This window comes from Streptomyces desertarenae (assembly GCF_042681365.1).
Taxonomy (GTDB): domain Bacteria; phylum Actinomycetota; class Actinomycetes; order Streptomycetales; family Streptomycetaceae; genus Streptomyces; species Streptomyces desertarenae.
Map to the genome: position 1 here is coordinate 103,508 of NZ_JBHUFU010000002.1, position 22,959 is coordinate 126,466.

At 72.7% G+C, this 22,959-nt stretch carries 20 protein-coding genes and 2 tRNA genes; 7 read left to right on the top strand and 15 right to left on the bottom strand.

Annotated features, from left to right (window positions below):
• Window positions 1-18: 18 nt before the first annotated feature.
• Window positions 19-777: a DUF881 domain-containing protein gene (locus ACFSJS_RS04620; protein WP_380897023.1), complete on the bottom strand. Its 759-nt coding sequence runs from the start codon at window positions 775-777 to the stop codon at window positions 19-21.
• A gap of 165 nt (window positions 778-942) precedes the next feature.
• Between ACFSJS_RS04620 and crgA the strand changes: the two genes are divergently transcribed.
• Window positions 943-1,200, top strand: coding sequence for a cell division protein CrgA (gene crgA, locus ACFSJS_RS04625; protein ID WP_380897026.1), 258 nt, complete (start codon window positions 943-945; stop codon window positions 1,198-1,200).
• A gap of 398 nt (window positions 1,201-1,598) precedes the next feature.
• Here crgA and ACFSJS_RS04630 read toward each other — a convergent pair whose 3' ends face one another.
• Together ACFSJS_RS04630 and ACFSJS_RS04635 are read right to left on the bottom strand one after the other, a co-directional pair.
• The gene (locus tag ACFSJS_RS04630; protein WP_380897028.1) at window positions 1,599-2,498 is read right to left on the bottom strand and encodes a rhomboid family intramembrane serine protease; all 900 of its coding nucleotides are present in this window, start codon (window positions 2,496-2,498) and stop codon (window positions 1,599-1,601) included.
• Between the two features lie 125 nt (window positions 2,499-2,623).
• Window positions 2,624-3,151, bottom strand: a complete 528-nt coding sequence (locus ACFSJS_RS04635) for a peptidylprolyl isomerase (protein WP_380897031.1) — start codon at window positions 3,149-3,151, stop codon at window positions 2,624-2,626.
• 211 nt (window positions 3,152-3,362) lie between these two features.
• Here ACFSJS_RS04635 and ACFSJS_RS04640 point away from each other — a divergent pair, with 211 nt between their 5' ends.
• A complete protein-coding gene (locus ACFSJS_RS04640; RefSeq protein ID WP_380897034.1) occupies window positions 3,363-4,058 on the top strand; it encodes a DUF5324 family protein in 696 nt (231 codons plus the stop codon).
• A gap of 154 nt (window positions 4,059-4,212) precedes the next feature.
• Here the strand turns inward: ACFSJS_RS04640 and ACFSJS_RS04645 are convergent.
• Window positions 4,213-4,285: transfer RNA gene (locus ACFSJS_RS04645), tRNA-Ala, on the bottom strand.
• A 127-nt stretch (window positions 4,286-4,412) separates the two neighbouring features.
• On the opposite strand from ACFSJS_RS04645, the gene ACFSJS_RS04650 reads away from it, so the two are divergent.
• Both ACFSJS_RS04650 and ACFSJS_RS04655 read left to right on the top strand, forming a co-directional pair.
• On the top strand, window positions 4,413-4,964 hold the full coding sequence (locus ACFSJS_RS04650) for a DNA-binding protein (RefSeq protein WP_380897035.1): 552 nt from the start codon (window positions 4,413-4,415) through the stop codon (window positions 4,962-4,964).
• Between the two features lie 92 nt (window positions 4,965-5,056).
• Complete coding sequence (locus tag ACFSJS_RS04655) at window positions 5,057-6,595, top strand: serine/threonine-protein kinase (RefSeq protein WP_380897037.1); 1,539 nt, start codon at window positions 5,057-5,059, stop codon at window positions 6,593-6,595.
• Between the two features lie 19 nt (window positions 6,596-6,614).
• Here the strand turns inward: ACFSJS_RS04655 and ACFSJS_RS04660 are convergent, their stop codons facing one another.
• The 11 genes from ACFSJS_RS04660 to dnaA all read right to left on the bottom strand — a co-directional run bounded on the left by ACFSJS_RS04660 (window position 6,615) and on the right by dnaA (window position 21,715).
• On the bottom strand, window positions 6,615-7,955 hold the full coding sequence (locus tag ACFSJS_RS04660; RefSeq protein ID WP_380897039.1) for a hypothetical protein: 1,341 nt from the start codon (window positions 7,953-7,955) through the stop codon (window positions 6,615-6,617).
• Between the two features lie 242 nt (window positions 7,956-8,197).
• On the bottom strand, window positions 8,198-8,332 hold the full coding sequence (locus ACFSJS_RS04665) for a DLW-39 family protein (protein WP_217655894.1): 135 nt from the start codon (window positions 8,330-8,332) through the stop codon (window positions 8,198-8,200).
• Window positions 8,333-8,648: 316 nt separating this feature from the next.
• Window positions 8,649-8,722, bottom strand: a tRNA-Ile gene (locus ACFSJS_RS04670).
• 93 nt (window positions 8,723-8,815) lie between these two features.
• Complete coding sequence (locus tag ACFSJS_RS04675) at window positions 8,816-9,427, bottom strand: DUF3566 domain-containing protein (protein ID WP_380897041.1); 612 nt, start codon at window positions 9,425-9,427, stop codon at window positions 8,816-8,818.
• Between the two features lie 126 nt (window positions 9,428-9,553).
• Window positions 9,554-12,205, bottom strand: a complete 2,652-nt coding sequence (gene gyrA, locus ACFSJS_RS04680; protein ID WP_380897043.1) for a DNA gyrase subunit A — start codon at window positions 12,203-12,205, stop codon at window positions 9,554-9,556.
• Between the two features lie 42 nt (window positions 12,206-12,247).
• Window positions 12,248-14,344 (bottom strand): DNA topoisomerase (ATP-hydrolyzing) subunit B, encoded by a 2,097-nt coding sequence (gene gyrB, locus ACFSJS_RS04685; protein ID WP_380897045.1) that lies wholly within the window; start codon window positions 14,342-14,344, stop codon window positions 12,248-12,250.
• Between the two features lie 447 nt (window positions 14,345-14,791).
• The gene (locus ACFSJS_RS04690; protein WP_380897578.1) at window positions 14,792-15,343 is read right to left on the bottom strand and encodes a DciA family protein; all 552 of its coding nucleotides are present in this window, start codon (window positions 15,341-15,343) and stop codon (window positions 14,792-14,794) included.
• Window positions 15,344-15,357: 14 nt separating this feature from the next.
• Window positions 15,358-16,479, bottom strand: coding sequence for a DNA replication/repair protein RecF (gene recF, locus ACFSJS_RS04695; RefSeq protein WP_380897047.1), 1,122 nt, complete (start codon window positions 16,477-16,479; stop codon window positions 15,358-15,360).
• 16 nt (window positions 16,480-16,495) lie between these two features.
• The gene (gnd, locus tag ACFSJS_RS04700; protein WP_380897049.1) at window positions 16,496-17,431 is read right to left on the bottom strand and encodes a phosphogluconate dehydrogenase (NAD(+)-dependent, decarboxylating); all 936 of its coding nucleotides are present in this window, start codon (window positions 17,429-17,431) and stop codon (window positions 16,496-16,498) included.
• A gap of 242 nt (window positions 17,432-17,673) precedes the next feature.
• Complete coding sequence (dnaN, locus tag ACFSJS_RS04705) at window positions 17,674-18,804, bottom strand: DNA polymerase III subunit beta (RefSeq protein WP_380897051.1); 1,131 nt, start codon at window positions 18,802-18,804, stop codon at window positions 17,674-17,676.
• Between the two features lie 1,066 nt (window positions 18,805-19,870).
• Window positions 19,871-21,715: a chromosomal replication initiator protein DnaA gene (gene dnaA, locus ACFSJS_RS04710; protein WP_380897054.1), complete on the bottom strand. Its 1,845-nt coding sequence runs from the start codon at window positions 21,713-21,715 to the stop codon at window positions 19,871-19,873.
• A 385-nt stretch (window positions 21,716-22,100) separates the two neighbouring features.
• Here dnaA and rpmH point away from each other — a divergent pair, with 385 nt between their 5' ends.
• From rpmH to yidD, 3 genes are read left to right on the top strand one after another with little or no spacing between them, the layout of a single operon-like run.
• Entirely contained in the window at window positions 22,101-22,238 is a 138-nt protein-coding gene (gene rpmH / locus ACFSJS_RS04715; RefSeq protein ID WP_003956500.1) for a 50S ribosomal protein L34, read from the top strand.
• Window positions 22,239-22,271: 33 nt separating this feature from the next.
• Complete coding sequence (gene rnpA, locus ACFSJS_RS04720) at window positions 22,272-22,664, top strand: ribonuclease P protein component (protein WP_380897056.1); 393 nt, start codon at window positions 22,272-22,274, stop codon at window positions 22,662-22,664.
• Window positions 22,661-22,948, top strand: coding sequence for a membrane protein insertion efficiency factor YidD (gene yidD / locus ACFSJS_RS04725; protein WP_380897058.1), 288 nt, complete (start codon window positions 22,661-22,663; stop codon window positions 22,946-22,948). The genes rnpA and yidD overlap by 4 nt, the downstream gene beginning before the upstream one ends.
• Window positions 22,949-22,959 lie beyond the last annotated feature (11 nt).

A 22,959-nucleotide genomic window follows, 5' to 3' on the forward strand; every position in this document is an offset into this window, starting at 1 on the left:
CCGGCCGGGAGGCGGTCCTCAGTCCTCCACCGGGCGGGCGTGGCGGAGGTCGACCGCCCCCGAGTAGCCGGGGAGCGCCACCTCCTCGTGCTCCTCCACCGACCAGCCCAGGCCGTAGGCGTCGACGTACTCGCGGTAGTTCCGCACCGCCGGGGCCCGGTCCAGCGCCTCGCGCAGCTCCTCGGTGCCGCCCACGGCGGTGATGGTGTACGGCGGGGAGTACAGGCGGCCCTGCAGGATCAGGGTGTTGCCGACGCAGCGCACCGCGCTGGTGGAGACCAGCCGCTGGTCCATGACCTTTATGCCGCGGGCTCCCCCGGCCCACAGGGCGTTGACCACGGCCTGGAGGTCCTGCTGGTGGACGACGAGGTCGTTGGGCTGGGGGTCGGGGATGCCGGGCATCCGGGCGGTGGCGTCGGGCGGGGCGTCGTCGAGGGTGACGGTGAGGCCGGCCCCGGAGAGCTCACGGGTGCCCGCGGTCCGCTCCAGGTCCTCGTAGGCGCGCTTCTCGGCCTCGGTGCCGCCGCTGTCGCGCCGGGCCAGGCCGTCGATCTCCCTGCGCAGCCCGGCCACGGAGGAGTCCAGCGCCTGGTTGGAGCGGCTGCGCTCCTGGATGAGGTCGGACAGGCGCAGCATGGAGTCGTCGCTGCGCAGGTCGATGCCCTGGGCGGTGTTGAAGCTGACCCAGAACAGGAAGCCCGCCAGGGCGAAGACGCCGGCGGTCGCGATCCGGAGCGGTTTCGGGCGCCGGAGGGGCCGGAAGCGAGAACTGGTCACCTTACCCTTGTCTCCTTCCAGCACGCGGAAGTACTACGCTAACGGAACCAAGCAGCGTCCCCTCCCCGGCATCCTCCCGGACTGACGTCCCGGACGCCGCCGGGGTGGGATCGTCAGGAACAGAAGCCAGCGCGGTCACGCAGCGCATCGACAGGAGAGTCCCTCGTGCCGAAGTCACGGATCCGCAAGAAGGACGATTTCACGCCGCCGCCGGCGAAGCAGGCCACGAACATCAGTTTCGCGTCCGGGCGGAGCTGGGTCGCGCCGCTGATGCTGGCGCTGTTCCTGATCGGGCTCGCCTGGATCGTCGTCTTCTACGTCACGACGGGCGACCTGCCGCTCAAGTCGATCGGCAACTGGAACATCGTCGTCGGCTTCGGTTTCATCGCGGCGGGGTTCGTCGTCTCCACCCAGTGGAAGTAGCCGCCGGGCACCCCCGGACGGCTACGGTCGAACACGTTATCCACAGCCCTTCCACAGCCCTGGGAAAACTTACGAAGATCTGTGGATAACTTTTTCGGACCGCCCTCGTCCGCAGTGGGCGGTCCCCGCCGGACGCACCGGCGGACCACGGTCTTCCTGGGCAAACGCGCCGGCGTGCGGGAACACGGGGCACCGCTCCGGCCCGCCCACACCATGCACAAGATCCGTCACATGCTGTGGATAACCTCTGGCCACAGCTTCTGTTCGCTGCCCCCGGCCGGGCTCCGGCCGCAACCCGCCGGCCCGCGCCGGGCGAGCCGTTCCGCCCCCGCTTCCGCACCCGGAGCGGGGGCGCGGCGCAACCGCCCCACGGCCGCTCCGGGGCCGCGGCGGCCGGCTCAGCCGACGAGCTGCGCCGTGCGCACCACGCACACCGCCACCACGGCGAGCAGCACCACCGCCATGGTGCCGTACTGCACCAGTGCCCGCCTGCGGCGCGGGGCGTGCACCATCGCGTACGCCACGACGGCTCCCACCACCAGGCCGCCGACGTGCGCCTGCCAGGAGATGCTGGTGCGCATGGCGAAGGTGAAGGCCAGGTTGATCGCCAGCAGCACCAGGATCGGGCGCATGTCGTACCGCATGCGCCGCATCAGCACGGCCGTCGCCCCGAAGAGCCCGAAGACCGCGCCGGAGGCGCCCAGCGACCCCTGGGCCGGCGACTCGGCCGCGTACACCAGCGCGCTGCCGCCCAGCGCGGACAGCAGGTACAGCGCCAGGTACCGCCAGCGGCCCAGGGCGGCCTCCAACTGCGGGCCGAGCCACCACAGGGCCAGCATGTTGAAGCCGATGTGCCAGATCTCCCAATGGAGGAAGGCCGAGGTCAGCATGCGGTGCCACTCGCCGTCCGCGACCCCGACCACCTCGCCGGCGACCGGGTCGTAGGCGTGGCCCAGCATCGTCAGCGAGGCGAGCAGGGACCGGTCGCCGTAGGCGTGCACCAGCACGAAGACCGCCAGGTTGATCCCCAGCAGCACCTTGGTGACCAGGCGCGGGTCCGACGTGACCGCGCCGCCCGCCAGGGTGCGCGGCCGGGAGGCGTCCGGCCCGTGGCCCGTCCCGGATCCCTCGCGCACGCACTCGGGGCACTGGTGGCCGACGGACGCCGGCACCATGCACGCGGGACAGATCGGCCGCTCGCAGCGGACGCACGAGATGCCCGTCTCCCGCTCCGGGTGCCGGTAGCAGTGCCTCACCGCCGGCCCCGGCCCGTCCTGCCGGCCCTGCCGGTCATCCATGGCCACCCCTCGACCCCCTCGTACGCGGAACGCGGGTGCGGCCGCCCGTACGGGCCGCGGACCCCGCGGAGAGCACCGCCCCACCCGTCCTACGGACGGGCGGGGCGGCGGGTTCCCCGAACGCCTCAGCGGCGCTCGACGACGACCGACTCGATCACGACGTCCTGCAGCGGACGGTCGGTGCGCGGGTTCGTCTGCACCGCGGCGATGGCGTCCACGACCTTCTGGCCCGCCTGGTCCGCGACCTCGCCGAAGATCGTGTGCTTGCCCGTCAGCCAGGCCGTCGGGGCGACGGTGATGAAGAACTGGGAGCCGTTGGTGCCCGGCCCGGCGTTGGCCATCGCCAGCAGGTACGGCTTGTTGAAGGCCAGGTCCGGGTGGAACTCGTCGCCGAACTCGTAGCCCGGGCCCCCGGTGCCGTTGCCCAGCGGGTCACCGCCCTGGATCATGAAACCGCTGATCACGCGGTGGAAGACCGTGCCGTCGTACAGCCTGCCGGTGGACTTCTCCCCGGTGGCCGGGTGAACCCACTCGCGCTGGCCCTCGGCGAGCTCGACGAAGTTCTTGACCGTCTTCGGCGCGTGGTCCGGGAAGAGCCGGACGGTGATGTCGCCGTGGTTGGTCTTCAGGGTGGCGTACAGCTGCTCGGCCACGATCTACCTTCCATCTGCCTGTTCGGAACCCTCCGATCCTCGCACAGCCCGGCGCGCCCCGGCGGCGGCGCCGCTTCCGCGGCGTTGTGCGGCCCGGAATCCGCTATAGCCCGGATGCCCGTTGGGGCATGCCTCGCCGCTGTTGCGAAGGCATGATCTTCCTCATGGGTGGAAGGCGGAAGACACATGCCACCGACGAGGAGGAGATCCCGTGACCCGCATGGACAGCGTGCGCAGCGCGACCGACAACGCGAGGGAGACCGTGCGGCACGCCGCGGAAGCGGTGGCGCCGAAGGTCGCCCTGGCGGCCGGACAGGCCAGGTCCACCGTGTACGGACAGTACGCCGCCCATGTCGCCCCCCGGCTGGTGCAGGCCCGTGAGACGCTGCCGCCGGCCGTCGACACGGCCGCCGCCCGGGCGGCCCAGCGCACCCGGGAGGTCGCGCGCACGGCGGGCGAGTACGCCGCCCCCCGCGTCGAGGCCGCCCGGGCCGCCGCCGGACCGGTCCGGGAGGCGGCCGCGGCGCGCTCCGCGGCCGCCGTCGCCGCGCTGCGCGGCGAGCTGACCGCCGAGGACATCCGCCGGATCGCGCGCCGCAGGACCCGCCGGGCGCGTACGGGCCGGGCCTTCAGGAAGCTGGCGGTGATCGGCGTGGTCGCCGGCGGCGCGGCGGCCGTGTGGAAGTGGTGGGAGAAGCAGTCCAGCCCCGACTGGCTGGTCGAACCCCCGGCCGCCACCGAGATCAGCGGCGGCGAGGCCCTCATGGAGAGCGGCGGCAACCCCGAGCCCGAGGCCGGGCACCGCTCCGACTCCGGCGCGACCGACTCCGACGTGGCCGCCGACGCCTCCTCCGGCACCGCCGACACCGCCGACGCGGAGACCGCGGCGGCGGAAGAGGAGCGCTGACGGCCCCGCGTCCCGCCCGCCCGTCGTCCGCCGCCCCCGCGGCGGCCCCGGCCCCGGTGGCGGCCGGTGACGGCGCGGGACGGAGCACCCCGGCAACGCCGCAGGCCCGGCGCCGGGAACCATCGTGGTTTCCGGCACCGGGCCTGTGTGCGTGTGGAGCTTAGGGGAGTCGAACCCCTGACATCTGCCATGCAAAGACAGCGCTCTACCAACTGAGCTAAAGCCCCGCCGTCACCAGAGTACCCAATGTCCGGGGTCGGTTCCGACCGGGTATCGATACGCGCCCGCGCGCTCCGTAGGATGCTCCGCAAGTTCGCTTGAGCGAAGCGGACACGGGGACACAGGGGAGATGCGATGGACGCAGCACAGCAGGAGGCCACCGCGAGGGCAAGGGAACTCCAGAGCCAGTGGTACGGGGAGCCCCTGGGCGTCCTCTTCCGGAGGCTCATCGACGACCTCGGCCTCAACCAGGCCAGGCTCGCGACCGTGCTGGGGCTCTCCGCGCCCATGCTCTCCCAGTTGATGAGCGGTCAGCGCGCGAAGATAGGCAACCCGGCCGTCGTCCAGCGGGTCCAGGCGCTCCAGGAGCTGGCCGGCGAGGTGAGCAAGGGCGTGGTCACCGCCGCCGAGGCGACCCAGCGCATGGACGAGATCCGCCGCACCGCGGGGGGCAACGTGCTGAGCACCGCCTCCCAGATCACCCCCTCCGGCGGACAGGCCACGACCGTCAAGCGCGTCGTGCGCGAGATCCAGGCGCTGCTGCGCTCGGTGTCCGACGCGGCCGACATCATCGACGCCGCGGGCACCCTCGCCCCCACCCACCCCGAACTGGCAGAGTTCCTCCGGGTGTACGGCGCCGGGAAGACGGCGGACGCGGTCCGGCACTACGAGGCGCACCAGGCCTGAGCCCGGCCGTCCGGGCCGGGGCGGCCGGCGGACGTGACGGGCGCGCGGACACGCGGGAACGCGGACACACGGACAGGGGCGGGCACGGCGCGATGGGTGAGGTCTTCGCTGGCCGGTACGAGCTGGTCGACCCGATCGGACGCGGCGGGGTGGGCGCCGTCTGGCGCACCTGGGACCACCGGCGCAGACGCTACGTGGCGGCCAAGGTCCTCCAGCAGAGCGACGCGCACACCCTGCTGCGGTTCGTCCGCGAGCAGGCGCTGCGCATCGACCACCCCCACGTGCTGGCCCCCATGAGCTGGGCCGCCGACGACGACAAGGTCCTGTTCACCATGGACCTCGTCCGCGGTGGCTCGCTCGCCCACCTCATCGGCGACTACGGGCCGCTGCCCCCGGCGTACGTGTGCGTCCTGCTCGACCAGCTGCTGTCGGGCCTGACCGCGGTGCACGCCGAGGACGTGGTGCACCGCGACGTCAAGCCCGCCAACGTGCTGCTGGACGCCACCGGCACCGGCCGTCCCCACCTGCGGCTGTCCGACTTCGGCATCGCGATGCGCAAGGGCGAACCCCGGCTGACCGAGGCCGACTACGTGATGGGCACGCCCGGCTACTTCGCCCCCGAGCAACTCCTGGGCGCCGAACCCGACTTCCCCGCCGACCTGTACGCGGTCGGGCTGGTCGCGGTGTACCTGCTCACCGGCCGGAAACCGGACTCCCGGGCGCTGGTGGAGGCCTACGCCGACGGGATCCCGCCCACGCCGCAGGGCGTCCCCGAGCCGCTGTGGCAGGTGCTGGGAACCCTGCTGCACCCCGATCCGGACCACCGGTTCCGCACGGCGACGGGGGTGCGGAAGGCGCTGGCGGCCGCGGTGGAGCTGCTGCCGGAGGACCCCGCCGCGGAGGAGGAGGCCGTCGAGGTCTTCGACCAGGTGGGCCCGCTGCCGCCGGGCTTCGGGCCGGACGGCCCCGAGCGGCCGGGCGGTCCGGGCGTGCCCGGCGGGCACGGCTCCGGGGGACGCCCCGCGTCCGCCGGGCGGCACGGCGCCCCGCAGCCTCCGCCCGCGGGGCCGCCGGCCCCGCCGACCCCGCCGTCCCGGCCGGTGAAGCCGCCGGCACCGTCGCCGGACACCGGCGGCTTCCCCCTGCCGCCGCCCGTCCGGGAGGTGCCCCGGCCCCCGGAGCAGGCACCGCCGGCGCATCACCCCGGGCCCGCGCCGGATCCCGCGCCGACGCCTCGAACGGTCCCCGGGGGCGAGCCGCACCGGCCGCCCCTCCCGTACCCGGCGCCGTCCCCGCCCCCGGAGCCCCGCCGGGACCCGTACGCGGACCCGTACGGGGACCCGTACGGGGACCCGCCCCGCGCGGTGGCGCCCCCGACCCGGCCCTACACCGCCGGCCACCCGCCCGCCTCCGTGCCCGTCACCGCTCACCCGGAGCCTGCACCCCCGCCGTCCGCACCGCCGCCGTCCGAGCCGCCGCCGTCCGTACGGGCGGCGGGGGCGCCCGGACGCGCCTCGCACCGCGCGGTGCCCGCGCGGAAGCCCGGTCCGCCCCCCGCGGTGGCCCTCCCCGTCCTGGCCCTCGCCCTGCTCTGCATCGCCGTGGGCCTCTGGGCCCTCGGCCAGGCCTGATCCCGGGGCGGGCGCGGGGTCAGCGGGCGCGGGCGGCGCCCCGCCTGGCCAGGACGGTCCACAGGCCGAGGCCGGCCAGCAGCGCGACCCCCGTCCCGATGCCGGCCCAGCCCACCACCCGCAGGGTCCCACCGCTCCCGGCCCCCGCCTCCCGGGCCGCCGCGCTCCGTTCCCGGGCGGTGGATACGGGGCCGTCCGCGGCCACCCCGAAGCCCTCGCGGGCGGCGTCCCCGGCGTATCCGGGTCCGGGCCGCGGAGCGCCCTCGACGCGGGTGCGCAGCACCAGCGGAACCGCGCCGTCGACGCTCCCGGCCAGGTCCTCGTGGGCGTGCACCGCGATGTAGTACCACCCGGCGAAGCGCGTGTCGCCGAGTTCCGTCCCGCTCGCGTAGCGGTTGGCGTAGGCGACGCGCTGGCTCGCCACGGAGAGCCGGGCGGGCCTGGCGGCCTGGTAGCCCTGGGACTGGGTGGTGATCCGGCCGCGTGCGGTGTTGTAGAAGTCCACCCGCAGGGCGTTGCCGACATACGGGGCGTTCCCGGAGCCCGCCGCCCCGAACTCCACCTCGGTGAAGAGGCGCTGGCCCCAGTCGAGCGGCACCCGGTAGAAGCGGGTCTCGCCGGGCCGCAGTTCGTCGCTCCAGTTGCCCTCGTCCATGCGGGCGGCGTCGTTGAAGCCGGTGCCGCCGCGCAGGGGCCTGGTCCGCCCGGTCGGCGGCGCGGGCGGCACGGGCGTCTCCATGGGGGGCGGGGAGGCGTCGGCGGGCTCCTTCAGCCCCGGCTCGCGCATGAAGCGGATCTCCAGGGGCCAGCGCCCGGCGGCGCCGGCGAGGCCCGCGGAGGCACCGGACGGGTCCGCCCCCCGGCGCTCGACGGAGAAGACGTACTCCCCGGCCTCCTGGCAGTAGCCGTCCCGCCTGATCATCCGCCAGGCGTGGTCGGCGATCGGCCGGGCGGACTCCCCGCTGCCGAAGTCGACCGAGGACTCACCGCAGTTGGCGCCTTCGGCGGAGCGCAGCGAGACCTCGATGCCCTCGTTCCCGCCGACGTCGCTGCCCGGTTCGGGCAGCGCGACGGCGGAGATCCACACGTCGGAGCTGTCGTCCAGGACGGCCCGGTAGTCCTTCCGCTCCCCCGGCCCGATCTCGTCGGTGTGGAAACCGGGTTCGATGGACGGCGGGGTCCCGCCGCCCGTGCTGCCGGTGACGCGCCGGGCGTCGGGGGCCGTGGCGTAAGAGGGCAGGCCGTCCGGTCCCGCCGCGGGGAGCGCCGCCCCCGCCGTCCCCGGCAGCACGGCGGCCGTGCACAGCGCCGCCGCGGCGGCCAGGCCGGCGCTCCCGGCCGTGCGTCCCGTGCGCCCCATCACCGCAGCCCCTCCCGTCGTCCCGGCCGTGCCCGCGCCCGTACCGCCGCGCCGCTCCGTCCGGCGCGGCGGCCCGGTCCGGGCCCCCCGGGGCCCCGTCCTCCGGTTCCCCGGGCCATCCTGCACCGCCGGGGCCCGGCCTGTCGCGGGTGACCGCGCGCCTCCGCCGCGCGAGGCCCTTCGTGACACGGCGGAGCCCCGGCCGGGACGGCCGGGGCTCCGCTCGGAAGTTCCGGATGCTCTCAGACGCCCGAACCTGCGGGCACGGAGTCGGTCGCCTCCGTCCACAGATCCTGCTCGGCGCGGTCCGCCTGGATCTGGCGGTACACGAGGAGCCCGCCCACGGCGGCCAGTGCGATCAGGAGAAGCTTCTTCACCGCGCTACCTCGTCCTTCATAGACGTTGGGACCTACTGGCGCCCGATGATACCCAAGCGAACAGCGCCGCGAAGCGACCGACTCGGCCCCTGGACGCCCGTACGGCGCACCGGTGGGCCGGGGGACGCGGACCCCGTGCCACAGCCCCTCACGAGGCCGCACACCGCCGCTGTGACGGACGGCACACAGGCCCCGGCGCGTGCCGCCCGCGTCCCGGTGGACCGGGTCCCGGTGGACCGGGGGCGCGGGCACCGGAACCCGGGGCGGAATGCCGGAAGCCCGGAACCTCCGAGAGGTTCCGGGCTTCCGGTCGCCGTGGGGCTAACAGGACTTGAACCTGTGGCCTCTTCCTTATCAGGGAAGCGCTCTAACCGTCTGAGCTATAGCCCCGCGCTGCACCGAAAGATTAGCGCACTTCAGCCGCGTCCCAAAATCGAGTGGTCCGCGGCCTGAGCGGGTGCGGCGCCCGGGGCGACCCGGCGGTCACTCGTCCTCGGCGAGCGTCACCTCGACACCGCCCACGAACCCGGCCGACATGTTGTAGATGAACGCCCCCAGCGTGGCCAGGGCCGTGGCCAGCACCACGTCGATCACGGCGACGACGGCGGTGAACGTCAGCACCCTGGACAGGGAGAGGAAGCCCTCCAGGTCGAAGCCGCCGCCGCTGTCGGTGGAGGTGGCCTCGCTGACCATCCCGCCGACGGCGGAGAAGACGCCCATGGCGTCCATGACCATCCACAGCACCGCCACCGCGATGACCGTGCAGATCCCCAGGGCTATCGACAGCAGGAAGCCGACCTTCATCACCGACCACGGATCGACCTTGGCCACCCGCAGCCGCGCCTTGCGCGTCCTGGGGACGGTGCGGGCGTCGGTGCGCGGCCTGCGCACGACGTCCTGGAAGTCGTCCGGGGCGTCCTGGACGGCCGTCTGGCCGGTCGCCTGGTTCCGGCCGCCGCGCGGCTGCGGCTGCGCGGCCCGGGGCGGCGGGGTGCTGCCCGGCGGGGCCGGATAGGCCTGCGGCGGGTGGTGCGGCTGCGGCGCGCTCGCGTTCGGCTGGGCCTGCGGCTGCGGCTGCGGGTGGGCACTGGTCACGGTTGTTCCCCCACGGTGGGATTCGCCCTCGTAGCGAGCGTCGTCAGCGGCCGGCCCGCGGGCGCGGACGGACGGCGCTCTGCCCGCGCCGCCGTCCGCGCCCGTGGTGTCCCGCTCACGATCTGCCTACTCCTGGTTGTCTTCCTGTGCGGCCTGTGCGGCCGCCGCCGGGGAAGACGTCTCCGCGGCCTCCGCGGTGCCGTCCTCGGCCTCGGCTTCGGCCTCGACCTCCTCGGCCTCGCGGCCCGCCTCGGCGTTGCGCGCGATGCCGACCACGGCGTCGCGCTTGCCGAGGTTGATCAGTTGGACACCCATCGTGTCACGACCGGTCTCCCTGACCTCGTCGACCCGGGTCCGGATCACGCCGCCGCCGAGGGTGATGGCGAGGATCTCGTCCGTCTCCTCGACCACCAGGGCACCCACCAGCGAACCCCGGTCCTCGACGATCTTGGCCGCCTTGATGCCCAGACCGCCGCGGCCCTGGACCCGGTACTCGTCCACGGGCGTGCGCTTCGCGTACCCGCCGTCGGTGGCGGTGAACACGAACGTACCGGCTCGCACGACGTTCATCGAGAGCAGCTCGTCCCCTTCGCGGAAACTCATGCCCTTCACACCCGAGGTGGCACGGCCCATCGGGCGCAGCGCGTCGTCGGTGGCGGTGAACCGGATCGACTGCGCCTTCTTGCTGATCAGCAGCAGGTCGTCCGCGGGCGAGACCAGTTCGGCGCCGATCAGCTCGTCCTCGCGGCCGTCCTCCAGCTCGCGGAGGTTGATGGCGATGACACCGCCGGAGCGCGGGGAGTCGTAGTCCTTCAGCGGAGTCTTCTTCACCAGGCCCGACTTGGTGGCCAGCACCAGGTACGGCGCGGCCTCGTAGTCCCGGATCGCCAGGATCTGGGCGATCGTCTCGTCCGGCTGGAACGCCAGCAGGTTGGCGACGTGCTGGCCGCGCGCGTCGCGCCCGGCGTCCGGCAGCTCGTACGCCTTCGCCCGGTAGACCCGCCCCTTGTTGGTGAAGAACAGCAGCCAGTTGTGGGTCGTGGTGACGAAGAAGTGGTCGACGATGTCGTCCTCGCGCAGCTTCGCGCCGCGCACCCCCTTGCCGCCGCGCCGCTGCGAGCGGTAGTCGTCGGTCTTCGTCCGCTTGACGTAGCCGCCGCGGGTGATGGTGACGACGATGTCCTCCTCGGCGATCAGGTCCTCGATGGACATGTCGCCCTCGAAGGGCACCAGCTTGCTGCGCCGGTCGTCGCCGTACTTCTCGACGATCGCGGCGAGCTCCTCGCTGATGATCCTCCGCTGCTTCTCGGGGGAGGCCAGGATGGAGTTGTACTCGTCGATCTTCGCCTGGAGGTCGTCGTGCTCCGCGGTGATCTTCTGCCGCTCCAGGGCGGCCAGGCGGCGCAGCTGCATCTCCAGGATGGCGTTCGCCTGGATCTCGTCGATGGACAGCAGGCCCATCAGGCCCTCGCGCGCCACCTCGACGGTGTTGCTGCGCCGGATCAGGGCGATGACCTCGTCGATCGCGTCCAGCGCCTTGAGCAGGCCCCGCAGGATGTGGGCGCGCTCCTCGGCCTTGCGCAGCCGGTAGCGGGTGCGGCGGACGATGACGTCGACCTGGTGGCTGACCCAGTTGCGGATGAAGGCGTCCAGCGACAGGGTGCGCGGCACCCCGTCGACCAGGGCCAGCATGTTGGCGCCGAAGTTGGTCTGCAGGTCGGTGTGCTTGTAGAGGTTGTTCAGCACGACCTTGGCGACCGCGTCCCGCTTGAGGACGATCACCAGGCGCTGGCCGGTGCGGGAGGACGTTTCGTCGCGGACGTCCGCGATGCCGGCGATCCTCCCGTCCTTGACCAGCTCGGCGATCTTCAGCGCCAGGTTGTCCGGGTTGACCTGGTAGGGCAGCTCGGTGACGACCAGGCACTGGCGGCCCTGGATCTCCTCGACCTCGACCACCGCGCGCATCGTGATCGAGCCGCGGCCGGTGCGGTAGGCCTCCTCGATGCCCTTGCGGCCCACCACCAGCGCGCCGGTGGGGAAGTCGGGCCCCTTGATCCGCTCCAGCAGCGCCTCCAGCAGCTCCTCGGCGGAGGCCTCGGGGTGCTCCAGGCACCACTGGGCGCCGGCGGCCACCTCGCGCAGGTTGTGCGGCGGGATGTTGGTGGCCATGCCGACCGCGATGCCCGCCGAGCCGTTGACCAGCAGGTTGGGGATGCGCGACGGCAGGACCGTCGGCTCCTGGTTGCGGCCGTCGTAGTTGTCCTGGAAGTCGACGGTCTCCTCGTCGATGTCCCGGAGCATCTCCATGGCCAGCGGGGCCATCTTGCACTCGGTGTAGCGCATGGCCGCCGCCGGGTCGTTGCCCGGCGAGCCGAAGTTGCCGTTGGAGTCCACCAGCGGCATCCGCATCGACCACGTCTGGGCCAGGCGGACCAGGGCGTCGTAGATGGAGGTGTCGCCGTGCGGGTGGTAGGTGCCCATCACGTCGCCGACGACGCGGGCGCACTTGTAGAAGCCCTTCTCGGGCCGGTAGCCGCCGTCGTACATCGCGTACAGCACGCGGCGGTGCACCGGCTTGAGGCCGTCGCGCACGTCGGGCAGCGCACGCGAGACGATCACGCTCATCGCGTAGTCGAGGTACGAGCGCTGCATCTCGGTCTCGAGGCTGACCGGTTCCACGCGGGCACCGGCGCTCTCGTCGACCACGGGCGTGCCCGCGGGGACGGCGGGGACGGGGGCGTCCCCTTCGGGGGACGTCTGGGAGGTCTCGTCGGCCATGGGTGGCTATCGTTCCTTTTCGTTCTGCGGCGTACGGCCGACTCAGATGTCGAGGAAGCGGACGTCCTTGGCGTTGCGCTGGATGAACGAGCGCCTGGCCTCCACGTCCTCCCCCATCAGGATCGAGAACAGGTCGTCCGCGGCGGCCGCGTCGTCCAGCGTCACCTGGCGCAGCACCCGGTGGGCCGGGTCCATGGTGGTGATGCGCAGTTCCTCGGCGTTCATCTCGCCCAGGCCCTTGAAGCGCTGCACCGAGTCGTCCCTGATGCGCTTGCCCTGCTCGCGGCCGAGCCGGATCAGGCTGTCGCGCTCGCGGTCCGAGTAGGCGTACTCGAACTCGTCGCGCGACCACTTGATCTTGTACAGCGGCGGCTGCGAGAGGTAGACGTGGCCGGCCTCGACCAGCGGCCGCATGAAGCGGAACAGCAGCGTCAGCAGCAGGGTGTTGATGTGCTGGCCGTCGACGTCGGCGTCCGCCATCAGGATGATCTTGTGATAGCGGAGCTTGGCGATGTCGAAGTCCTCGTGGATCCCGGTGCCGAAGGCCGAGATCAGCGCCTGGACCTCCTGGTTCTGCAGAACCTTGTCGATCCGCGCCTTCTCCACGTTCAGGATCTTGCCGCGGATCGGGAGGATGGCCTGGTACTGCGGGTTGCGGCCGGACTTGGCCGAGCCGCCCGCGGAGTCGCCCTCGACGATGAAGATCTCGCACTTGGACGGGTCGTTGGACTGGCAGTCGCTCAGCTTGCCCGGCAGCGACGCCGTCTCCAGCAGGCCCTTGCGCCGCGTCAGGTCGCGGGCCTTGCGGGCCGCCACCCGGGCGGTGGCCGCCTGGATGCCCTTGCGGATGATGTCGGCGGCCTCGTTCGGGTTGCGGTCCAGCCAGTCGCCGAAGTGCTCGTGGACGATCTTCTGGACGAAGGTCTTCACCTCGGTGTTGCCCAGCTTCGTCTTGGTCTGGCCCTCGAACTGCGGCTCGCTCAGCTTCACCGAGATGATCGCCGTCAGGCCCTCGCGGATGTCCTCGCCCGTGAGGTTGTCGTCCTTCTCCCGCAGCAGCTTCTTCTCCCGCGCGTAGCGGTTGACCAGACCGGTCAGCGCCGCCCGGAAGCCCTCCTCGTGGGTACCGCCCTCGTGGGTGTGGATGATGTTCGCGAAGCTGTAGACGCCCTCGGTGTACTGGGCGTTCCACTGCATCGCGATCTCCGCCGAGAGCATCCGCTCCTTGTCCTCCGCCTCGAAGTGGATCACCGAGGGGTGGACCGGCTCGCCCTTGCGGGAGTTGAGGTGGCGGACGAAGTCGACGATGCCGCCCTCGTAGTGGTAGCGCACGAAGCGCGGCTTGTCGTCCTCGGCGTCGTCCGCGGTGTCCGCACCCGCCGTCTGCCTGGCGGCCGCCCGCTCGTCGGTCAGCGTGATCGTCAGACCGCGGTTGAGGAACGCCATCTCCTGGAAACGGCGCGAGAGCGTCTCGAAGGAGTAGTCGGTCGTGTCGAAGATGTCGCCGTCCGCCCAGAAGGTGACGGACGTCCCCGTCTCGTCGGTGGCCTCGCGCCGCTGCAGCGGCGCGACCGGCGCGCCCATCTTGTAGTCCTGCGTCCACCGGTGGCCGTCGGTCCGGATCTCCACCGACAGCCTGGTCGACAGCGCGTTGACCACCGAGACGCCCACACCGTGCAGACCGCCGGAGACGGCGTAGCCGCCGCCGCCGAACTTGCCGCCCGCGTGCAGCACCGTCAGCACGACCTCGACGGCCGGCTTGCCCTCGGAGGGGACGATGCCCACCGGGATGCCGCGGCCGTTGTCGACGACCCGGACGCCGCCGTCGGCCAGCAGCGTCACGTCGATGGTGTCCGCGTAGCCGGCCAGCGCCTCGTCGACGGAGTTGTCGACCACCTCCTGCACGAGGTGATGAAGGCCACGCTCACCGGTGGACCCGATGTACATCCCGGGCCGCTTGCGGACCGCGTCCAGGCCCTCCAGGACCGTGATCGCACTGGCGTCGTACGACGAATCGCCGCCTCCGGCGCCGGGGGCGGACGAGGTCGCGGACGGTACGGGGATCTCCCCGCCGGAGGCAGGGTAGGTTTCGTTGGAGTTGCCGGAATCGGCCACGAAGCGCCCTTTCTGGCACAGCACAAGCCTCCCCCTGCGCCCGGAGACGGAGCCCCCTGGGGACCCCTTCCGCACCTGCAGGAGCGGCTGCGTCGTTCGACATGTTCCGCAATGAGGCGGGTGTTCCTCCAGTCTACCGGTACCACTGACAACGATGGGGGTTTGCCGGTACCTGGGCCCGCATGTGCCGCCCTGAACCGGGCTCCGCCGAATCCCCATATGCGGACCGGCCCCCCAGAGCGCTCACAGCGGCATTCAGCGCTTCAGCTCGTCAGCGCTCCATCACGGTCGGCACGCCTCCCGGAGCCCTCCCGGAGTGACGCCTTCCGCGCCCGGTCCCGGGGTGGAGGCGAGGCGGAGGAAAGAAGGAGGAGAAGGGGAGGCGGCGGTGGCGGAACGGGACGGAGGGGACGCATCCGCACCGGGCGCGGCGTGGCGGCGCCCGGCCGGGCCGGGGCACCGGGCGGCCCGTCAACCGTAGGTGTCACCCGGTCCCCTGCTGCCCGGCGCCCGCAGCGGACCGTGCCGGGTGTCCGGCGCCTCCGGCCCCCGCACCCTGATCAGCTTCACCGACCCCTGGCCCAGGTCGGCGTTGAGCCGCGCCACGAGCTGCGGCGCCAGCAGCCGCACCTGCGTCGCCCACGCCGTCGAGTCGCAGCGCACCGACAGCACCCGCGCCTGCTCGTCGTACGACTGCGGTACGCAGTGCCGCGCCAGGTCCGGCCCCACCAGCTCCGGCCAGCGGCCCATCACGCCGCCGACCGCCATCGGCATCTCCCAGCCGCGTTCGGTCTTCAGCCGCTCGATCGCCGCACCCAGCGGCAGCGGGTCACGGCCGTCCCGCCGCGCGCCCGACCGCAGCCCGCCGGTACGGGCCTGCCGCTTCTGCCGCGCCGCCGCGCCGCGTGCCCTGGCCTGCTCCCGGGCCGCCCGCAGCGCCACCCGCGCCAGGTCCACCCCGGAGAGCTCCGCCGACGGCGCCGGAACCCTCGCCCCGCCGGCCGCCGCACCCTCGGCCCCCACGGGCCCGTCCCCGCTCACAGACGGGTCACCTCCCCGTTCCCGACCGCGTACCGCGCCCCGGCCAGCGTCTCGGGCACGTCCTCCTCCACCGCCGCCGTCACCAGCACCTGCTCCCCGTGCGCCACCAGTTCCGCCAGCCGCTCGCGCCGGCGCACGTCCAGCTCGGCGAAGACGTCGTCGAGCACCAGCACCGGCTCGTTGCCCTCGCCGCGCAGCAGGTCGTACGAGGCCAGGCGCAGCGCCAGCGCGTACGACCACGACTCCCCGTGGCTCGCGTACCCCTTGGCGGGCAGCTCTCCCAGGTTCAGCAGCAGGTCGTCGCGGTGCGGGCCCACCAGCGTCACACCCCGCTCGATCTCCTGGCGGCGGGCGTCGGCCAGCGCCGCCAGCATGCCCTCGTAGAGCTCCTCCCGGCCGGTGCCCTCCACCGGCGAGCGGTACTCCAGCACCACGGGCCCGCCCCCCGGCGCCAGCCGCTCGTACGCCTTGTCCGCCAGCGGCCCCAACGCGGCCACCAGCGCCGTGCGGTGGGCCAGCAGCTCCGCGCCGGCCCGGGCCAGGTGCTGGTCCCACACGTCCAGCGTGGACAGCGCGCCCCCTCCGGAGCCGCCGCCGTGCCGGCGCGCCATCGCCGCCGTCTTCAGCAGGGTGTTGCGCTGCTTGAGCACCCGCTCGTAGTCCGCCCGCACCCCCGCCATGCGCGGCGAGCGCGCCGTCACCAGCTCGTCCAGGAACCGCCGCCGCTCGCCGGGGTCGCCCTTGACCAGCGCCAGATCCTCCGGCGCGAACAGCACCGTGCGCACGATGCCCAGCACGTCCCGCGGCCTGACCTGCGAAGACCGGTTGATCCGGGCCCGGTTGGCCCGCCCCGGGTTCAACTCCAGCTCCACCAGCTGCTGCCGGTCGCCCTGCCGGACGGCCGCCCGCACGATCGCGCGGTCCGCCCCCCGCCGCACCAGGGGCGCGTCGGAGGAGACCCGGTGGCTGCCCAGGGTGGCGAGGTAGCCGACGGCCTCGACGAGGTTGGTCTTCCCCTGCCCGTTCGGGCCGACGAAAGCGGTGACGCCCGGATCGAGCGGAACCTCGACCCGGGCGTACGACCGGAAGTCGGCCAGCGACAGATGCGTGACGTGCATCGGATCCTTGGGCCGGTCAGCCGCCGACGGGCGGGGTGACGTCCGCGCCGGGGGAGTCGGCGCCCTTCTCGCCGCCGGCCGCCGCGGTGACCGCGTGGCCGCCGAACTGGTTGCGCAGCGCGGCGATCATCTTCATCTGCGGGGAGTCGTCCTGGCGGGAGGCGAACCGGGCGAAGAGCGAGGCCGTGATCGCCGGCAGCGGCACGGCGTGGTCGATCGCCGCCTCCACCGTCCAGCGGCCCTCGCCGGAGTCGGCCGCGTAGCCGCGCAGCGCCGCCAGGTGCTCGTCGTCGTCCAGCGCGCGGACGGCCAGGTCCAGCAGCCAGGAGCGGATGACCGTGCCCTCCTGCCAGGAGCGGAAGACCTCGCGGACGTCGGTGACGGCGTCGGCGGCCTCCAGCAGCTCCCAGCCCTCGGCGAAGGCCTGCATCATCGCGTACTCGATGCCGTTGTGGACCATCTTGGCGAAGTGGCCCGCGCCCACCCTCCCGGCGTGCACGGAACCGAACTCGCCCTCCGGCTTGAGCGCGTCGAAGATCGGCTGGACCCTGGCGACGTTCTCGGGGTCGCCGCCGTACATCAGCGCGTAGCCGTTCTCCAGCCCCCACACGCCGCCCGAGACACCGCAGTCCACGAAGCCGATGCCCTTGGCCGCCAGCTCCTCGGCGTGCCGCTCGTCGTCCGTCCAGCGGGAGTTGCCGCCGTCCACGACGACGTCGCCGGGGGAGAGCAGCTCGCCCAGTTCGTCGATCGTCGACTGGGTCGGGCCGCCGGCCGGGACCATGACCCACACCACCCGCGGGGCCTGCAGCGCGTCCACGAGCTCCCGGAGGCTGTGGACATCGGTGAGATCCGGGTTGCGGTCGAATCCGACGACGGTGTGGCCTGCGCGGCGGATGCGCTCGCGCATGTTGCCGCCCATCTTGCCGAGACCGACGAGACCGAGCTCCATCAGGGGGCCTTTCTTCGGTGTCCTGGTGTTGCGTACCCGGGTACGAGCCTACGCCGGGGGGTGCCGCGCACAGCTGCGGGCACACCCCGCTCGTATGCGCGCGAACCGGCGGTCCCACGCCCTCCCGCGGGCCGCGGCGCGGGCCCGGAGGGGGCGGCCGGAACCCCGCGGGAAGCGCTGCCGGCGGCCGGGGCCGGGCCGCCCGCTGCGGGCGGCTCCCGCTCCCGCCGGGCCGGCCGGGCTCAGCCCGACAGCCGCACCGGCATGATCAGGTACTTGTACGTCTCATCCGCCTCGGCGTCCACCGCGGGCCTGCCGCTGAGCAGGGCCGGCTTGGTGGAGGTGGTGAAGGACAGCTGGGCGACCGGGGCGTCGATCGCGCTCAGGCCCTCCAGCAGGAAGCCGGGGTTGAAGGCGATCGAGATGTCCTCGCCCTCCAGCTGCGCGTCCACCCGCTCCACAGCCTGTGCGTCGTCGCTGGAGCCCGCCTCCAGGATCAGCACGCCCTGCTCGAAGGTCAGACGGACGGGGGTGTTCCGCTCGGCCACCAGCGAGACGCGCTTGACCGCCTCCACGAAGGGGGCCGTCTCGATCACGGCGACGGAGTTGAACTCCGTCGGGAAGAGCGTGCGGTACTTGGGGAGGTCGCCCTCCAGCAGGCGGGTCGTCGTCCGCCGCCCGTTGCCCTCGAAGCCGATCAGGCCCTCGCCCGCACCCGATCCGGACAGCGCCAGCGTCACCTCGTCGCCGCCGCTGAGCGACTTCGCCGTGTCCAGGAGCGTCTTGGCCGGCACCAGGGCGACCGCGGAGGCGTCCGGCGTCTCGGGCTTCCACAGGAACTCGCGGACGGCGAAGCGGTAGCGGTCGGTGGAGGCCAGGGTGACGGTGTCGCCCTCGATCTCGATCCGCACACCGGTGAGCACCGGCAGGGTGTCGTCGCGCCCGGCGGCGATGGCGACCTGGGCGGCGGCCGCGGCGAAGACCTCACCGGGGACGGTGCCGGTCGCGCCCGGCATCTGGGGAAGCGCCGGGTACTCCTCCACAGGCAGTGTGTGGAGCGTGAACCGCGAGGAGCCGCAGACGACGCTCACCCGCACACCCTCTGTGGAAATCTCGACGGGGCGGTTGGGAAGGGCTCGGGAGATGTCCGCGAGGAGGCGGCCGGAGACCAGGACCGTCCCCTCCTCCTCCACGTCCGCCTCCACCGAGACCCGCGCCGAGACCTCGTAGTCGAAGCCGGACAGGCTCAGCGAACCCTCCTCGGCCTTCAGCAGGAGCCCCGCGAGAACCGGCACCGGAGGCCGGGCCGGGAGGCTGCGGGCCGCCCAGGCCACCGCCTCCGCGAGGACGTCGCGCTCCACCCGGATCTTCACTTAAGCCGCCTCCCGCTGTTGCTGGCTGCTCGCCTTGCTGGTCTTCGTCGTCGGCTTGTCGCCGGGGACCAGTCTGACGCACACCGCTGACAGGAGGGACGGGTCGGGGTCAAGTCGGCGGGAGGGGCGCGGAGGGCGGCCGGACCGAGTTGTGCACAGGCCCCGTTTCCGATCGAAGTTCGCGCTTTATCTCCGTGGTCGTAGTAGTAGGGCCTGTGGAAACCGGGGATAACTCCGTATTCCCAGGTCAGAGCGGAGATTTTGTCCACCGGCCCTGTGGGCGCGGCAGTGGACGACGAGGGGGTGGCTGTGGACGCCGGGGACTTGTGCACACCTGATTCACAGCCGGCCGTGACTTCTCCCCAGCGGCGCCCACAGTTTTACCCAGGTTCTCAACAGGCCAACCGGACCTCATGGTGTGATGCCTTTCACACGGACCGGTGAAGATGCGCGCCGTGTTGTCGAACAGTGGACAGGCCTGTGGAAGACAGGGGAAAAGCTGTGCACAACACGGCTTCGGCTGTGGGTCGGCGGTGGACAACCCGTCCCGCCCGTGACGGGCGCGTTCGGCGTCCACAGCCTGTGGATAACGGCTGGCCACAGGTCCACAGGCGGCTGACCTGCCCCATTTGATCATCCTGAGCCCCGCCTGTGGACGCTTTCGGGACAACCGGACGGTCCCCAGAGTGTGGATGGAAGAAAGTCGGAGAATCTGTGGATCGTCGGCGTCCGGAGCATCCCGATTCGAACAGCGGGCTGCCGGGGAGCGCCTCCCCCGGGCCGTGCGCGGTGGCGCGGCAGGGCTGCGGAGTACCGGAGGCGGGCGCGGAAGGGGTGTGGGGACGGCCGTGGACGGCCGTCCGGTGCCGGGCGGGGCCGCGGGCGGCGGCGTCCACAGCTGCGGGTGCCCGCCGGAGGCGCGGAGACGAGGGGGCGCCCCCTTACCGCGCACCGGAGAGGCGGCAGGGGGCGGCGGGGGCGACCGGGCCGCGGCGGAGGAGGTGGAGCCCGGCGGCACGACGGGCGCGGACGGCCGGCGGTCCCCCGCGTGCGGAGGGAGCGGCCGTCAGGCGTTCTTGATGCGGTTGGTCAGCTCGGTGACCTGGTTGTAGATGGACCGCCGCTCGGCCATCAGGGCGCGGATCTTGCGGTCGGCGTGCATGACGGTGGTGTGGTCGCGGCCGCCGAACTGGGCGCCGATCTTCGGCAGCGACAGGTCGGTCAGCTCACGGCACAGGTACATGGCGATCTGCCGCGCGGTGACCAGGACGCGGCTGCGCGAGGAGCCGCACAGGTCCTCCACCGTCAGCCCGAAGTAGTCGGCCGTCGCCGCCATGATGTTGGTGGCGGTGATCTCCGGGGCGGTGTCCTCGCCGCCGGGGATCAGGTCCTTCAGGACGATCTCGGTCAGGCCCAGGTCCACGGGCTGCCGGTTGAGGCTGGCGAAGGCCGTGACCCGGATCAGGGCGCCCTCCAGCTCGCGGATGTTGCGCGAGATGCGGGAGGCGATGAACTCCAGCACCTCCGGCGGCGCGTTCAGCTGCTCCTGGACGGCCTTCTTCCGCAGGATCGCGATCCGCGTCTCCAGCTCGGGCGGCTGGACGTCGGTGATCAGGCCCCACTCGAAGCGGTTGCGCAGCCGGTCCTCCAGGGTGACCAGTTGCTTGGGCGGCCGATCGGAGGAGAGCACGATCTGCTTGTTGGCGTTGTGGAGCGTGTTGAAGGTGTGGAAGAACTCCTCCTGCGTCGACTCCTTGCTCGCCAGGAACTGGATGTCGTCGACCAGCAGGATGTCCATGTCGCGGTAGCGCTTGCGGAACGCGTCCGCCTTGCCGTCGCGGATGGAGTTGATGAACTCGTTGGTGAACTCCTCCGAGCTCACGTACCGCACCCGGGTTCCCGGGTAGAGGCTGCGCGCGTAGTGCCCGATGGCGTGGAGCAGGTGCGTCTTGCCCAGGCCGGACTCGCCGTAGATGAACAGCGGGTTGTACGCCTTCGCCGGCGCCTCGGCGACGGCGACCGCGGCGGCGTGCGCGAAGCGGTTGGACGCGCCGATGACGAAGGTGTCGAAGAGGTACTTGGGGTTCAGTCGCGCGGTCGGCTCGCCCGGGCCGGGGGCGGGGGCCGGCTGGGCGGCGAGCGGTCCGGGGGCGCCGCTGGACGCGGGCAGCCGGGGCGCGGCCGCGCGGCCGGTGGCGCCGGAGCCGTCGTAGCGCGGCACCGGCGGCTGGTCGTAGGGGGAGCCGTGGCGGCGGCCCTCGTAGGGGGAGGAGTCGTAGGAGGACGAGTCGTACGGCGGCGCCGGCGACGGGTACGGCTCGCGCGAGGGCTGCCAGGGCTCGCTGTCCTGCGAGCGGGGCCAGGCGCCGGGCTGGTGCTGCCGGGGGGAGCGCGGGTACTCCGGGTAGGCGGGACGCGCGGTGGGCAGCTCGGGTTCGCCGTGGTCCTCGTGCTGCGGGCCGCGGCGGCCGCCGCCGTGCCGGGGGCCCGTGGACTGGGGACCGCCGCCCGGGGGGTCGTAGTGCGGCTCGTCGTAGTGGAGGGCCTGCTGGTGCGGTGCGGGGGGCTGGTGCTGCTGGTGCTGGTGCGGCGGCTCGTGGGCGGCCTGCGGCGCGGGGGGTGCGGGTGCCGGCCGTTCGGGAGCCGGACCGGTCACGGTGATCGCGAGGCGGATGGGCTGCCGGCACTCGCGGCTGAGGGCGTCGGTGATCAGGGGGGAGAGACGCCCTTCCAGGACGCCCTTGGCGTACTCGTTGGGCACGCCGAGCAGCGCGGTGCCGGACACCAGCACCAGCGGCTGGCAGTCTTTGAGCCACCGCTGGTCCTTGGCCTCGACCCCCTGGCCGTCGGCGAGGAGCTGTTCCAGCACGCGTGGCCACACTGCGGCAAGATCGGCAGGTACGTCAGCCACAGGGCACGCTCTCTCACTCGCTGGGCGGGGTGGGACGGTCTTCGACAGTCCCACCCATGTGTGGTGCTTGGGACGGTCGGGAAGAAAACGAGGTTCAGCCACGGTAGTCAGCGCGACCTGCACGGTTCAAGTCGTTGTCCACAGGCTGTGTACAGAACCCCCCGGGTGGCTCTGGTTTGACCTGACGCCTCGGGCCCGCGTACCGTAACCAGGTCGAGTTGTCGATGGCTGCTGCCGCCTGCCTCCGATGGGCAAGATCCTGGTGATCATAGAAGCGGTGCACTCGGGCGTATGCGAGCTACTCGTGGGCGCACGGTGACAGCCAGTCGACGCCCCACACGTCTCGTCCGAACAGTCGAGACACAAGCATTCCTGGAGCCCCCGAGTGAGCAAGCGCACCTTCCAGCCGAACAACCGCCGTCGTGCGAAGACCCACGGTTTCCGGCTGCGCATGCGGACGCGTGCCGGCCGCGCGATCCTCGCGTCCCGCCGCAGCAAGGGCCGCGCCCGCCTGTCGGCCTGATCAGCCCGAAAAGCCAGACCGCGGGTCCGTGACGTGCTGCCCACCGAGAACCGGCTGAGGCGGCGCGAGGACTTCGCGGCCGCGGTACGGCGGGGGCGCCGGGCCGGTCGCCCGCTCCTCGTCGTCCATCTGCGCAGGGGGTCCCCCCGGAGCGATTCCGGGGGGCGCACGGACCCGCACGCAGCCGAGGGAGTCGTCCCTCCGCCGCGTGCGGGTTTCGTCGTGAGCAAGGCCGTGGGCAACGCGGTGGTCCGCAACCGTGTCAAGCGGCGCCTGCGTCATCTCGTCCGGGACCGGCTTGCGCTCCTGCCGCCCGGTAGCCTGATGGTCATACGGGCGCTGCCCGGTGCGGGCGAGGCGGACCACGACAAGCTGGCCCGCGATCTGGACTCCGCACTGCAGCGGCTGCTTGGAGGGCCGTCGTGAAGTACCCGCTGCTGTGGTTGATCAAGCTGTACCAGTGGACCATCAGCCCGATGCTCGGTCCGGTGTGCAGGTACTACCCGTCGTGTTCGCACTACGGCTACGAGGCCATCCGCCGGCACGGCGCGGTGAAGGGGACGGCGCTGACCGCCTGGCGCATCCTGCGCTGCAACCCGTGGTCGCCCGGAGGGGTCGACCACGTTCCCGCCCGGAAGCACCCGGTCTGGCATCAGCGACTGCGCAGCCGCTGGCAGCACCGGACCCAGTCCAATGCCCAAGGAGCCTGACTCGTGGACAC

Excerpts from the sequence above, each read along its gene's own strand:
- ACFSJS_RS04630 (WP_380897028.1), bottom strand. The coding sequence starts at position 2,498 with ATGGATGACCGGCAGGGCCGGCAGGACGGGCCGGGGCCGGCGGTGAGG.
- ACFSJS_RS04650 (WP_380897035.1), top strand. The coding sequence starts at position 4,413 with ATGGACGCAGCACAGCAGGAGGCCACCGCGAGGGCAAGGGAACTCCAG.
- ACFSJS_RS04655 (WP_380897037.1), top strand. The coding sequence starts at position 5,057 with ATGGGTGAGGTCTTCGCTGGCCGGTACGAGCTGGTCGACCCGATCGGA.
- ACFSJS_RS04660 (WP_380897039.1), bottom strand. The coding sequence starts at position 7,955 with ATGGGGCGCACGGGACGCACGGCCGGGAGCGCCGGCCTGGCCGCCGCG.
- gyrA (WP_380897043.1), bottom strand. The coding sequence starts at position 12,205 with ATGGCCGACGAGACCTCCCAGACGTCCCCCGAAGGGGACGCCCCCGTC.
- recF (WP_380897047.1), bottom strand. The coding sequence starts at position 16,479 with ATGCACGTCACGCATCTGTCGCTGGCCGACTTCCGGTCGTACGCCCGG.
- gnd (WP_380897049.1), bottom strand. The coding sequence starts at position 17,431 with ATGGAGCTCGGTCTCGTCGGTCTCGGCAAGATGGGCGGCAACATGCGC.